Annotated in this window: 11 protein-coding genes; 3 read left to right on the top strand and 8 right to left on the bottom strand. The window is 74.7% G+C overall.

What is annotated here, in order from left to right:
- The first annotated feature begins 129 nt into the window (after positions 1-129).
- Positions 130-2,043: a S9 family peptidase gene (locus tag MW084_RS15145; protein WP_010470404.1), complete on the top strand. Its 1,914-nt coding sequence runs from the start codon at positions 130-132 to the stop codon at positions 2,041-2,043.
- A 22-nt stretch (positions 2,044-2,065) separates the two neighbouring features.
- The gene (locus tag MW084_RS15140; RefSeq protein WP_010470405.1) at positions 2,066-2,833 is read left to right on the top strand and encodes an SURF1 family protein; all 768 of its coding nucleotides are present in this window, start codon (positions 2,066-2,068) and stop codon (positions 2,831-2,833) included.
- Positions 2,834-3,544: 711 nt separating this feature from the next.
- On the opposite strand, the gene MW084_RS15135 is transcribed toward MW084_RS15140, so the two are convergent.
- The 6 genes from MW084_RS15135 to MW084_RS15110 all read right to left on the bottom strand — a co-directional run bounded on the left by MW084_RS15135 (position 3,545) and on the right by MW084_RS15110 (position 9,539).
- Positions 3,545-4,954, bottom strand: coding sequence for a hypothetical protein (locus tag MW084_RS15135; protein ID WP_010470406.1), 1,410 nt, complete (start codon positions 4,952-4,954; stop codon positions 3,545-3,547).
- A gap of 71 nt (positions 4,955-5,025) precedes the next feature.
- Positions 5,026-5,715: a SigE family RNA polymerase sigma factor gene (locus MW084_RS15130; protein WP_078571605.1), complete on the bottom strand. Its 690-nt coding sequence runs from the start codon at positions 5,713-5,715 to the stop codon at positions 5,026-5,028.
- A gap of 621 nt (positions 5,716-6,336) precedes the next feature.
- On the bottom strand, positions 6,337-7,608 hold the full coding sequence (locus tag MW084_RS15125; protein WP_010470408.1) for an aspartate kinase: 1,272 nt from the start codon (positions 7,606-7,608) through the stop codon (positions 6,337-6,339).
- A 225-nt stretch (positions 7,609-7,833) separates the two neighbouring features.
- Positions 7,834-8,493, bottom strand: coding sequence for a DUF5063 domain-containing protein (locus tag MW084_RS15120; protein ID WP_010470409.1), 660 nt, complete (start codon positions 8,491-8,493; stop codon positions 7,834-7,836).
- Positions 8,486-9,085, bottom strand: coding sequence for a recombination mediator RecR (recR, locus tag MW084_RS15115; RefSeq protein WP_010470411.1), 600 nt, complete (start codon positions 9,083-9,085; stop codon positions 8,486-8,488). The genes MW084_RS15120 and recR overlap by 8 nt, the downstream gene beginning before the upstream one ends.
- 118 nt (positions 9,086-9,203) lie before the next feature.
- A complete protein-coding gene (locus MW084_RS15110) occupies positions 9,204-9,539 on the bottom strand; it encodes a YbaB/EbfC family nucleoid-associated protein (RefSeq protein ID WP_010470412.1) in 336 nt (111 codons plus the stop codon).
- Positions 9,540-9,849: 310 nt separating this feature from the next.
- On the opposite strand from MW084_RS15110, the gene MW084_RS15105 reads away from it, so the two are divergent.
- Entirely contained in the window at positions 9,850-10,566 is a 717-nt protein-coding gene (locus MW084_RS15105) for an SLATT domain-containing protein (protein ID WP_010470413.1), read from the top strand.
- Between the two features lie 9 nt (positions 10,567-10,575).
- Here MW084_RS15105 and MW084_RS15100 read toward each other — a convergent pair whose 3' ends face one another.
- Together MW084_RS15100 and MW084_RS15095 are read right to left on the bottom strand one after the other, a co-directional pair.
- Positions 10,576-11,226: a hypothetical protein gene (locus tag MW084_RS15100; protein WP_010470414.1), complete on the bottom strand. Its 651-nt coding sequence runs from the start codon at positions 11,224-11,226 to the stop codon at positions 10,576-10,578.
- 114 nt (positions 11,227-11,340) lie between these two features.
- The gene (locus MW084_RS15095) at positions 11,341-12,054 is read right to left on the bottom strand and encodes a GntR family transcriptional regulator (RefSeq protein ID WP_029553482.1); all 714 of its coding nucleotides are present in this window, start codon (positions 12,052-12,054) and stop codon (positions 11,341-11,343) included.
- Positions 12,055-12,165 lie beyond the last annotated feature (111 nt).

Here is a 12,165-nt window from a genome sequence, read left to right as displayed (position 1 = left end):
GGCGGGGGAGGGGCGCGGACCGGATGCGGCCGGGCCGGGAGCGTACGCGGGCCGGATCCGGCCGGGAGCGGGGGCGGGGTTTTCCACAGGCTCGGCGGGATGTCGGCGGGGCGGAGGATGATGGGCGGCATGACTGAGCCGACCGACGCATCCGCGACCGGGCCCGTGCCCGCCGTCTCCGCCGTGCCCGCCGGGCCCGCCCGCGCCGCCGAACCGTCCGGGCCCGCCGACCGCGGCCGGGCGGCCCCGCCCGACTGGGAGAGGCGGTTCCGCGCGCCCCGGGTGTCCCTGCCCGAGTGGGCGCGGGACGCGCCGGGCCGGGCGCTGTTCTCGTCGAACGCGACGGGGACGTACGAGCTGTACGCCTGGGACCGGGACACGGGCGGGCAGCGGCAGGTCACCGACCGGCCGAACGGCACGACGGACGGGACGCTCTCCCCGGACGGCGAGTGGATCTGGTGGTTCGCGGACACGGACGGCGACGAGTTCGGCGTGTGGATGCGGCAGCCGTTCGCGGGCGGCCCGGACGAGCCGGCGGTGCCCGGGCTGGCCCCGTCGTACCCGGCGGGCCTCGCCCTCGGCCGGGACGGCACGGTGGTCGTCGGCCGGTCCACGGAGGAGGAGGGCAGCACCGTCCACGTCGTCCGGCCGGGCGGGGAGCCGGTGGAGATATACCGGCACCGCGAGTCGGCCGGGGTCGGCGGCCTGTCGCACGACGGGACGCTCGTGGTGATCGAGCACACCGAGCACGGTGACGCGATGCACGCCTCGCTGCGGGTGGTGCGGCCGGACGGCGCGCTGGTGGCGGAGCTGGACGACACCAAGGGCGGCACGGAGGACCTGGGCCTGGCGGTGATGGGCTTCGCCCCGGTGGACGGCGACCAACGGCTGCTGGTGGGGCACCAGCGGCGCGGCCGGTGGGAGCCGATGGTCTGGGACGTCGCGTCGGGCCGGGAGACGGACCTGGACCTGGGGCTCCCGGGGGACGTGAGCGCCGAGTGGTACCCGGACGGATCGGGCCTCCTGATCGCCCACGACCACGCGGCGCGCACGGAGCTGTGGCGGTACGACATCGCGTCGCGGCGGCTGTCGCGGGTGGACACGCCGGCGGGCTCGGTCTCGGGGGCGACGGCCCGCCCGGACGGCACGGTGGAATACCTGTGGTCGTCGGCGGCGGTGCCGCCCGCGGTGCGGTCGACGACCGGCGCGGTCGTCCTCGACCCGCCCGGCCCGCAGGCGCCGCCCTCGGTGCCGGTGGAGGACGTGTGGGTGGAGGGCCCCGGCGGCCGGGTCCACGCGCTGGTGCAGCGGCCCGCGGGGGCGACGGGCCCGCTGCCGACCGTGTTCGACCTGCACGGCGGCCCGGCCTGGCACTACAGCGACACCTTCTCGGCCGGGCCCGCCGCGTGGGTGGACCACGGGTACGCGGTGGTCCGGGTGAACTACCGGGGCTCCACCGGGTACGGGCGGGAGTGGACGGACGCGCTGCGGCACCGGGTGGGGCTGATCGAGCTGGAGGACGTCACGGCCGTCCGCGAGTGGGCGGTGTCGTCGGGCCTCGCCGACCCGGAGCGGCTGGTGCTGACGGGCGGCTCGTGGGGCGGCTACCTGACGCTGCTGGGGCTGGGGACGCAGCCGGACGTGTGGGCGGTGGGCATCGCCGACGTGCCGGTCGCGGACTACGTGACGGCGTACCGGGACCAGATGGAGGCGCTGCGCCCGCTGGACCGGACCCTGTTCGGCGGCTCCCCGGAGGAGGTGCCCGAGCGGTACCGCGCCTCCTCCCCGATCACGTACGTCGACCGGGTGCGGGCCCCGGTGTACATCGCGGCGGGCGTCAACGACCCGCGCTGCCCGATCCGGCAGGTCGAGAACTACGTGGAGCGGCTCGCGGCACGCGGCGCGGTGCACGAGGTGTACCGGTACGACGCGGGGCACGGCTCGCTGGTGGTGGAGGAGCGGATCAGGCAGGTGCGGCAGGAGCTGGAGTTCGCCGCGCGCCACCTGCCCGCCACGGGCGGGACCCGGCCGGGGAAGGGGTGACGGAGTTCCGTACCGTGGAGGGGTGTACCGGTTCCTGACGACACCCCGCTGGTGGGGGATCAACGTCTTCGTGCTGCTGGCGATCCCGTTCTGCCTGTTCATGGGCGTCTGGCAGCTGGGCAGGTTCGAGGACCGCGTCGACTCGCACCGGGAGGCGGAGCAGCGGCCCGCGTCCCGGGCCGCGGGGGCGGCGGCCCCGCTGGCGGAACTGCTGCCGGTCGACAAGGAGACGTCGGGCCGCCGGGCGACGGCGAGCGGCCGGTACGGGAAGCAGTTCCTCGTCCCCGGCCGCGAGCTGGACGGCAAGGCCGGTTCGTACGTGCTGACGCTGCTGCACACCCCGGAGGGCAAGGTCCTGCCGGTGGTGCGGGGCTGGCTGCCGAAGGGGGCCGCGGCCCCGGCCCCGCCGCCCGGCGAGGTGACCGTGACCGGTGCGCTCCAGGCGTCGGAGCACGCCGGGAGCGGCGGCGCGCACGCGGCGGGCGGCCTGCCGGAGGGGCAGGTCGGCATCATCAGCGCGGCGTCGCTGGTCAACCTGGTGCCCGACGAGGTGTACGACGCGTGGGTGACGCTCGGCGAATCCCCTGCCGGCCTGACCCCCGTGCCGGCGGCCGCGGCGGCGGGCACGGGCCTGGACCTGAAGGCGTTCCAGAACCTCGGCTACACGGGTGAGTGGTTCGCCTTCGCGGGCTTCGTGGTGTTCATGTGGTTCCGCCTGTTCCGCCGGGAGGCGGAAGCGGAGCGGGACCGAGCGCTGGGCCTCGACCCGGAGACCCCGGGCACCCTCTGAGAGGGTCCGGGCACCCGCGCTCACGGGAGCGGGCAGCACTTCCACGTCGGTCCGGGAGGCGGCCGGCGGTCGCGGCCCGGCCCGGACGTTCACGAGTCCCGACAGCACCCGGGCTTTCCTGGGAGTTCCCCGCTGGGCAGGCCGCGGTCCGGTAGGAGCTCGTGGCCGGGCGGAGGCGCGCTGTGCCGGGCCACGAGTACACCTGCCACCAGCGGTCCGACTCGGCACGAGCCACTTCGGCGTCGTACTGGCCCGCATCGAAGTGCAGCTCCGGCGGCGGGTAGGGCATGGCGCCGGGGCCCTCCCACGGAACCTCCCAGTCCGACCACTGCACGATCTCCCCGAACCGCCGCACGATCACGGACAGGAAGCCGCAGCAGCCGCCTGTGCATCCGGGTTCCCCCAGCTCCAGGCGGCGCGCCTCCCCCGTCGCCCTGAGGGGGCTGGGGCGGCCGGCCGGCAGCCCATCGGCCGCGTACGGTCCGCGGCCCCCTTCGCCGACCGTCGCTCCGACCACGTCCTCACCGTTGACCCCGAACCGCAGCTGGGCAGCGAACCGGGGTCCCGGCGGCAACGCCCTGATCTCCAAGCGATCGGACATCGGATCACCTACGGGGCGCGCCGTCGCCGGCGTACGCCCCGGCCGCTCCGCCCGGCCCCGTAGGGCGCCCGTGCGGCAGGCCGACGGGCAAGGGGCACCGGGCGGCCGGGTCACCCCGCCGGGAGGATGCCGGTGCGGTAGATGGTGCCGGCGCAGGCGCCGGGAACGGTGGCCGTCGCCTGGGGGCCGCCCGCATCGGGGGTGTACGTCACATTGACGCTGCCGTCGGCGAGTCCTCCCTGGCGCATCATCTGCGGCGCGGGCGCCGCCGGGGCGGCGGTCGAGCCGTCGTCGTCCATGCGGGTGCTCGTGCCGTCCGCCGCCGGCGGAGGCTCCTCCTGGGAGGGGGACGACGTGGGCTCGGGCGACTGGTCGCCGCCTCCGTCGGCACCCGCGCCGCCGTCCCCGCCGCCGTCGCCGCTGCCGCCGCCGTCGGTGCCGCCGCTGCCGCCGTCGCCGTCCACCGGGCAGGTCTCGCTCGGCACCCAGGCGAATCTCACCTCGTACGCCGCGGACGGCTTCAGCACCAGGCTGCCCACCGCCGCGGACGGGTCGGGCAGGCCGGGCGCCGCGCCCTGGGACGTGTGCCCGACGACGCTGACGCGCCCCGGGTCGGCCGCACCGCTCGTACTGAAGCCGACCGTGCCGGCGGCGTCGACGGAGCAGTCGCCGGCGGAGGCGTTGGCGATGCGGAACGTACCGTAAACCGTGCCGTCGCCGCCGGGGGCGCCCACCTCGGCGACGCTCACCGCGAGCTGGCCCGCCTCGCACGCCGGGAGCGCGGCCGGGGAGGTGGTCGCGAGGCCGGGCGTGCCGTCCGTGCCCGCGGAGGCGCCGGTACCGGCGGACGACGGGCTGCGCCCCGGGCCGGTGCGGTCCTTGCCGGTGGCGCCCGGTGCGCCGGAGGGGCTGCCCGTGCCCGGCCCGTCGGCGGAGGCGCTGCCGCCGTTCTCCACCTGCGCACCGTGGCCGGCGTTGACCGGGTCGGTGTCGGAGGCACCGTCCGAGGCGGCGACGTGCACCAGCGCGGGCACGCCGGTGCCGAACAGGATCACCGCCGCGGCCGCGCCGACCAGCGCCTGCCGCTTCCGCGCCCGCCGGGCGGGAACGGCCCGCCGCAGGTGGTCGAGCGCGCCCGCGGAGGGCTCCAGCCCTCCCACGGCTCCGTGGAGCATCCGCTGCAGCGCCACCTCGTCCCCGTCGAGGCGGTCGCCGTCGAGGCGGTCGTCCCCGTCGAGGTGTTCGTCCTCGTCGAGGCGGTCGTCTGCGGGGCCGGAGGCGGCGGGGCCGCCCGCCGGGGCACCGGGCGCCTCCGGGGCGGACCGCGGCGCCGTGCCGTCCCCGTCGGCGGCGGGCCGGTCGGCGGCGGGCCGTACCGGCGGGGCGTCCCCGGTCGGCTCCGGGGCGTCCCCGGTCGGCTCCGGGGCGTCCTCGGCCGGTTCCGGGGCGTCCTCGGCCGGTTCCGGGGCCGGGACGTCGTCCTCGGGAGTCGGAGTGCCTGGGGTTTCAGGGGTGTTCACTGCGTGGTTTCCAGTCCGGTCGTTCGACGGCCCGTCCGGCCCGTGGTGCTCGCGGTCTTCCGTTCGGTCGCTCATTTCTTCGCCCCCATGACGACGCGCAGCGCGGCGATGCCGCGGGAGCCGTACGCCTTCACCGAACCGATCGATATCCCCAGGGTCTCGGCGACCTGTGCCTCCGTCATGTCCGCGAAGTACCGCAGGACCAGCACCTCCCGCTGGCGGCGCTGCAGTCCGCGCATCGCCTTGATCAGCGCGTCGCGCTCCAGCCGGTCGTACGCCCCCTCCTCCGCGCTCGCCATGTCCGGCATCGGCTTGGAGAGCAGCTTCAGCCCGAGTATGCGGCGGCGCAGGGTCGACCTGGAGAGGTTCACGACGGTCTGGCGGAGGTACGCCAGGGTCTTCTCGGGGTCGCGGACCCGCCTGCGGGCGGAGTGGACGCGGATGAATGCCTCCTGCACGACGTCCTCGCAGGACGCCGTGTCGTCGAGGAGCAGCGCGGCGAGACCGAGCAGCGACCGGTAGTGGGCGCGGTAGGTCTCGGTGAGGTGGTCGACGGTGGTGCCCGACGTCGTCGTGGCGTCGGCGCTCTCGCGCATGAACGGAACGCGGGCGCGTCGGGTGGCGGGCATCGGCGCGGTCACCGGCATGCCGCCGCCGTGCCGACGGCCGAGCGCGGCCCGTCCGGGCGGTCGAAGGAGCGGGGGGACCGCCGCGCCGCTGCGCGCGGGAGCCGCCCTGGGGATGTCGAGTACCTCTGCCACGTCTGTTGGACGCGCCGACCCCCGTCAGGGTTGTACGCGCACGCCGCCGTGACTGACGGTGCGTCGTTCGCCCTCATGCGTATCCGTTCTCCCCATCGCCCCGTTCGCGCGGCAGCACCTGGGGCGACCGCGGGAGACGCTCCCCGCCGGCCACCGGTCGCAGTGGGAAGGCGGGAGCACCGTCGAACATGCCATCGCCCCAGCCCGATCGGCACCGGCCGAGGGATTTCGCACAGGGCGTTCACAGATCCTACAAAGGCGTGACGCCACGTCTACCGGATACCACCGTCCGAGACGGCACGGGCGGCGTCTCGTCCGGGACGGACACCGCAATTCGGGCGCCGACCGGCGCGGAACCGACATGGGACCGGCGCGGAACCGGCGCGGGACCGGCACGGAACCGGCGGGGAGGCCGTTCGTGGCGGGCGAAGGACCCGGACCCGCCACCGCCGTGGGGCCGACGGGCCTGGCGGCCGGTACCGGCTGCCGGACCTGGCGGACCGGTACCGGCGGACCTGGCGGGAGAGCCGTCCGCGGCGGGCGGGGAACGGAGCGCGGGACACCGGCATCGGGGCCGCGCTCCCCGGCGGCGGTCCGCCGCCGGGGGAGGTCTCCCGGCCGTCAGCGGCCCGTGCCGCCGTACACGACCGCCTCGGCGGAGTCGCTGTCCAGCCCGAAGGCGGTGTGGACGGCGCGGACGGCGTTGGTGACGTCGTCGGCCCGGGTGACGACCGAGATGCGGATCTCGGAGGTGGAGATCAGCTCGATGTTCACGCCCGCGTCGGACAGCGCCTCGAAGAACGCGGCGGTGACGCCCGGGTTGGTCTTCATGCCCGCTCCGACCAGGGAGATCTTGCCGATCTGGTCGTCGTAGCGGAGGGAGTCGAAGCCGATGGAGGCCTTCTGCTTCTCCAGGGCGTCGATGGCCTTGCGGCCCTCGGTCTTGGGCAGGGTGAAGGAGATGTCCGTCAGGCCGGTGGTCGCGGCGGAGACGTTCTGCACGACCATGTCGATGTTGATCTCGGCGTCCGCGACGGCGCGGAAGATCGCGGCCGCCTCGCCCGGCTTGTCGGGCACCCCGACGACGGTGATCTTCGCCTCGGAGGTGTCGTGGGCGACACCGGAGATGATGGCCTGCTCCACCTTGCGGTCCCCTCGCGGTTCGTTGCTGACCCACGTGCCCTGGAGCCCCGAGAAGGAGGAGCGGACGTGGATCGGGATGTCGTATCGGCGTGCGTACTCGACGCAGCGGTGCAGGAGCACCTTGGAGCCCGACGCGGCGAGCTCCAGCATGTCCTCGAAGGAGATCCAGTCGATCTTCCGGGCCTTCTTCACGACCCGCGGGTCGGCGGTGAAGACGCCGTCGACGTCGGTGTAGATCTCGCAGACCTCGGCGTCCAGCGCCGCGGCGAGGGCCACGGCGGTGGTGTCGGAGCCGCCCCGGCCGAGGGTGGTGATGTCCTTCTTGTCCTGGGACACGCCCTGGAAGCCGGCGACGATGGCGATGTTGCCCTCGTCCAGCGCGGTGCGGATGCGGCCCGGCGTGACGTCGATGATGCGCGCCTTGTTGTGGACCGAGTCGGTGATGACACCGGCCTGGCTGCCCGTGAACGACTGGGCCTCGTGGCCCAGGTTCTTGATCGCCATGGCCAGCAGGGCCATGGAGATGCGCTCCCCGGCGGTCAGCAGCATGTCGAACTCACGCCCGGCGGGCATGGGGGATACCTGTGCGGCGAGATCGATCAACTCGTCCGTCGTGTCGCCCATCGCGGAAACGACGACGACCACCTGGTGGCCGTTCTGCTTCGCTTCGACGATTCGCTTGGCGACGCGCTTGATGCCCTCGGCATCGGCGACGGAGGAGCCTCCGTACTTCTGCACGACAAGGCCCACGTGCGCTCCTCGCTCGGTCCGTTTGCGGTCGGCTCAGTCTAACGAGCGGCCGGGGGACGCCCCCGGGATGCCACATCCTGAGACGTCCCGCTCACGTGATCGCCCGAGGGCGCCGTCCCGGCCACGCGGGGTCCCTGCCCACCCCCGGCGCCCCCGACGCCGAATGTGTCCCGGCTCACGCCGCGGGGCCGCGCCGGGCGGCGGGCCGGCGCCGGGCCCGCCGGGTCACTTGCCGGAACGCAGGCCCAGCGGGGCGGCGATCTCCTGGAACATCACGCGGCCCGCCTCCTCCGCCAGCGCCTCGTCCGCCACGTCCTCGTCCGTGTCCAGCCCGTCCAGCGCCTCCAGCGGCTGGTCCAGCCGGACGTGGGAGACCAGGGACTGCAGCGCCCGCAGCGTCGCGGAGGCCGTCGGCCCCCAGTTGGAGAAGTACGAGAACTGCCACCACCACAGCGCCTCGGTGACCCGCCCCGCCCGGTAGTGGGCGAGGCCGTGCCGCAGGTCGGTGACGATGTCGGCCAGGCTGTCGGAGATCCGGCACGGCACCGGCGCCCTGCGCGGCTCGTACGGGTCGAAGACCTCCGAGAAGACGTCCACCGGGTCCAGCAGCACGGCGAACCGCTCCCGCAGGTCGTCGACGTCCAGGTCGGGGCCCGTGTCCGGTTCGTACCGCTCCTCGGGGACGATGTCCTCGTGCGCGCCCAGTCTGCCTCCGGCGAGCAGCAGCTGCGAGACCTCCAGCAGCAGGAACGGGATCGCGCTGTCGGGCTCGTCCCCCTTGGCCACCTCCGTGGTGGCCACGATGAAGGACTCGATGGAGTCGGCGATCTGGACCGCGAAGCTGTCCGGGGCCGGCTGGTGGGCGTGGAGCGTGGCGTCAGACATCGAGGAGTCGTCTCCCTTCGAACGCGCGACCGAGCGTGACCTCGTCGGCGTATTCAAGGTCTCCGCCAACGGGCAGTCCGCTGGCGAGGCGCGTGACCTTCAGGCCCATGGGCTTGACCATCCGCGCCAGGTACGTCGCGGTGGCCTCCCCCTCCAGATTGGGGTCGGTCGCCAGGATCAGCTCGGTGACCGTGCCGTCCGCGAGGCGGGCCAGCAGCTCCCTGATCCGCAGGTCATCGGGGCCCACGCCCTCGATCGGGCTGATCGCGCCGCCGAGGACGTGGTACCGCCCCCGGAACTCGCGGGTCCGCTCGATCGCGACGACGTCCTTGGGCTCCTCGACCACGCAGACGACCGCGTCGTCCCGGCGCGGGTCGCGGCAGATGCCGCACCGCTCCTCCTGGGCGACGTTCCCGCAGACCGCGCAGAAGCGGACCTTCTCCTTCACTTCCAGCAGCGCGTGCGCCAGCCGGCGCACGTCCGTCGGCTCCGCCTGGAGGACGTGGAAGGCGATCCGCTGCGCGCTCTTGGGACCGACGCCGGGCAGCCTGCCCAGTTCGTCGATGAGGTCCTGGACCACGCCTTCGTACAACGGAACGCCTCTCCGGGAGTGCAGTCTCGGTGGTTACGGTAATCGCTGCGGGCCGCGCCGCAGAAGACCCGGGGTGAACCCGTCGCGTCGGCGGGACGAGCGGCCGGTGCCCGCCGGGTCAGAAGGGCAGGCCCGGCATGCCGCCCAGCCCCTGGGCGAGCGGGCCGAGCTTCTGCTGCTGGAGCTGCTGCGCGTTCTCGTTCGCCGCCTGCACGGCCGCGACGACCAGGTCCGCGAGCGTCTCCGTGTCCTCCGGGTCGACCGCCTTCGGGTCGATGACCAGGGCCCGCAGCTCGCCCGAGCCGGTGACCGTGGCCTTCACCAGGCCGCCGCCCGCCTGGCCGTCGACCTCCGTGCGGGCCAGTTCCTCCTGCGCCCGCGCGAGGTCCTGCTGCATCTTCTGGGCCTGCTGGAGCAGCTGCTGCATGTTGGGCTGGCCACCACCGGGGATCACGGTCACTCCTGCGCGTCGACGATTCTTCGGTCACGGCCGAGCCTACGTGGTCCCCGCACGACGCGCCCCACGCACATTGATTCACTCCTTCGAGTGAGTGTCTGGCGCGCCCCCTACCTGATCACGGCCCTCTTCCGTGCGGAAAACCCGTGATTCGGCCGCCGGGGCCCTCCATTCGGCGGTAGGAAGGGCTCCGCACGACCCGCCCCCCACACCGTCCGCACCGTCCACGCCCGCCGGGCACCCGCCCCGCACCACCCACGTCACCACACGTCACACAGAGTCACGCAGAGCGCAGAGGAGTGCCCCGGTGAGCCAGCCGGAGATGCAGCCCGGGGGGCCCGCCCGGGGGGACGATCTGAGGGGACGGCCGTTCCCGCTCGGCGACTGGGGGGAACCGGCCGAGCGGTTGCACGAGCTGTACCGGTGGGTCGAGGCGACCGCCCTGCACACCACCGACTGGTACCTCGCCGACCGGGCGTGGAAGCGCCGCGGCGCCCGCGCCCTGCGGACCGGTACGGCGCTGGGCGGTGTCCTGGGCGCCGCGCTGCCGCTGCTGGACCTGACGGACGCCCTGGACGGGGCGGCCGGCTGGGGCTACCTGTCGCTGCTGCTCGCCGCGGCGTGCCTGGCGTGCGACCGGTACTTCGGGGTGACGTCCGGCTGGATGCGGGACGTGGTGACGGCGCAGGCGGTGCAGCGGCGCCTCCAGTCCCTGCAGTTCGACTGGGCGTCCGAGAACGTCCGGGAGGTGCTGGGCCCCGCGGAGGGGACGGCCGCCGAGGCGGCGGAGCGCTGCCTGGGGGTGCTGCGGAGGTTCTCGGAGGACGTGACGGAGCTGGTGCGGGCGGAGACGGCGGACTGGATGGCGGAGTTCCGGGCGGGCCCGACACCGCTGGTCGCCCAGGCCCTGAACGCCGGGCCGCCGCGTTCCGACACGGCCTCCGGGCAGTCGGCGAACCGCTCCCCGCTGCCTCCCGCGGCCCGCCCGAACATGCCGCGCCAGCGCCCCCCGGAACCCCGCTGAACCGCCTCCTCAACTGAAGACGATCATCGACCCCTGACCCAGGCTGCGGGTGGCCGCCGCGTGCAGGCCCAGCCAGACGTGCCGCTCGCGCGCGAAGGGGTCGTCGTCGTACGGGACCGGCGCCGCCGGCTCCTCCAGCGACGTCGGGCGGCGGGGCGGCTCGGGCGCGGCCGGCGGGTTGGCCGGGTCGATGCCGATGGACGGGGCCACGTACTCCAGCTCCCGCAGCAGCCCCTGCGCGGAGCCGAGCGGGCCTCCCCCGGCGAGCAGTTCCTCGGTGGAGAGCGGCGCGGGGAAGTCCACCGGCACGTAGGCGCCGGCGTGGTCGTAGTGCCAGACCAGGTGGGACCGCTGGGCGGTCGCCTCGAACATCTCCAGCAACTGCTCGTAGTCGCCGCCGAGTTCGTCGACGGGCGTCACGGCGAGGCCGCAGACCTGGAGGAGGTACGCGCGGCGCAGGAAGTGCAGGGCGTCGTAGTCGAACCCGGCGACCGGCGCCACGTCGCCCGACAGGCCGGGCATGTACGCGAAGACGGGCACCGTCGGCAGGCCCGCCCCGGTCAGCGCCCGGTCGTACACGGCGATCTCCTCGGCGAAGGGGTTGTCGGGGCTGTGGCACAGCACGTCGACCAGGGGGACCAGCCACAGGTCACAGGCCAAGGCGGACTCGCTCTCGAATCGGGGTGTCTGCCGCGGTGACGGCACGGGCCGGCCCCGTGCCCCGGGCGTCGGGTCACAGTGATACCCGGTGGCACCGCCGCCGAAGCACCCGCCCTACGCGGGGCGTTCGGGAGCCTCGCGGGGCGCGGGGAGGCGCTCCAGGTGGTCGGCCCAGTTCAGGGAGTGGGCGCGGTACGCGGCGAGGACGGCGGCGACCCGCCGCGCCGAGCCCTCCTCGACGGCCTCCGCCAGCTCCTCGTACCCGGCCCACAACCGGTCCCGCACCCGCCGGTCGGCCCGCAGGTGGGGCACGGCGAACGCCCACGCCTGGACGCGCAGGCGGTCCAGGAAGCCGGCGAGGTGGCGGTTGGCGGCGAGCCCCGCCAGCTCCTGCCAGAACCGCATGTCGTAACCGATCAGGATGTCGAGGTCCCCGGCCCGGGCGGCCCGCACCGCCGCCTCGGCCCGCCGCCGCACGGAGACCAGCACCTCGTCCGGCACCCGCCCCCACTCCGCTCCGCCCTCCGGGTGGCGGCGCAGGACGCCGTCGACGATCAGGAAGCGGGCCTCGACCATGTCCCGGTAGTCGTCGACCGTGAACCGGTGGACGCGGAAGCCCCGGTGCTGGTCGGAGTCGAGCAGCCCCTGGGCCGACAGGTCGACCAGCGCCTCCCGCACCGGCGTCGCGGACACGCCGTACTGCTCCGCGATCTGCTTGACCGTGAACTCCCGGCCCGGCCGGAGGCGGCCCGCGAGCACCTCGTCGCGCAGCGCGTCGGCGATCTGCTGGCGCAGGGTGCTGCGGGTCACAGGTCCGCTCACGGGCATGGGCAGGTCCCCTCCGTCCGGTTTCGGACACCTTAAGCCAGTCGGAGGAGCTCCCGTGGGGGCCGGACGCGGCGCGGGGCGGGGGACCGCGGGCCNGGNCNCGNNNCNNNG

Source organism: Streptomyces sudanensis, assembly GCF_023614315.1.
In the GTDB taxonomy this organism is placed as follows: Bacteria; Actinomycetota; Actinomycetes; order Streptomycetales; family Streptomycetaceae; genus Streptomyces; species Streptomyces sudanensis.
This window is presented reverse-complemented; position numbering and strand designations above follow the sequence as displayed.

What these genes read in the sequence shown, in the direction of transcription:
- MW084_RS15145 (WP_010470404.1), top strand. Translation starts at nt 130, where the DNA reads ATGACTGAGCCGACCGACGCATCCGCGACCGGGCCCGTGCCCGCCGTC.
- MW084_RS15120 (WP_010470409.1), bottom strand. Translation starts at nt 8,493, where the DNA reads ATGTCTGACGCCACGCTCCACGCCCACCAGCCGGCCCCGGACAGCTTC.
- MW084_RS15095 (WP_029553482.1), bottom strand. Translation starts at nt 12,054, where the DNA reads ATGCCCGTGAGCGGACCTGTGACCCGCAGCACCCTGCGCCAGCAGATC.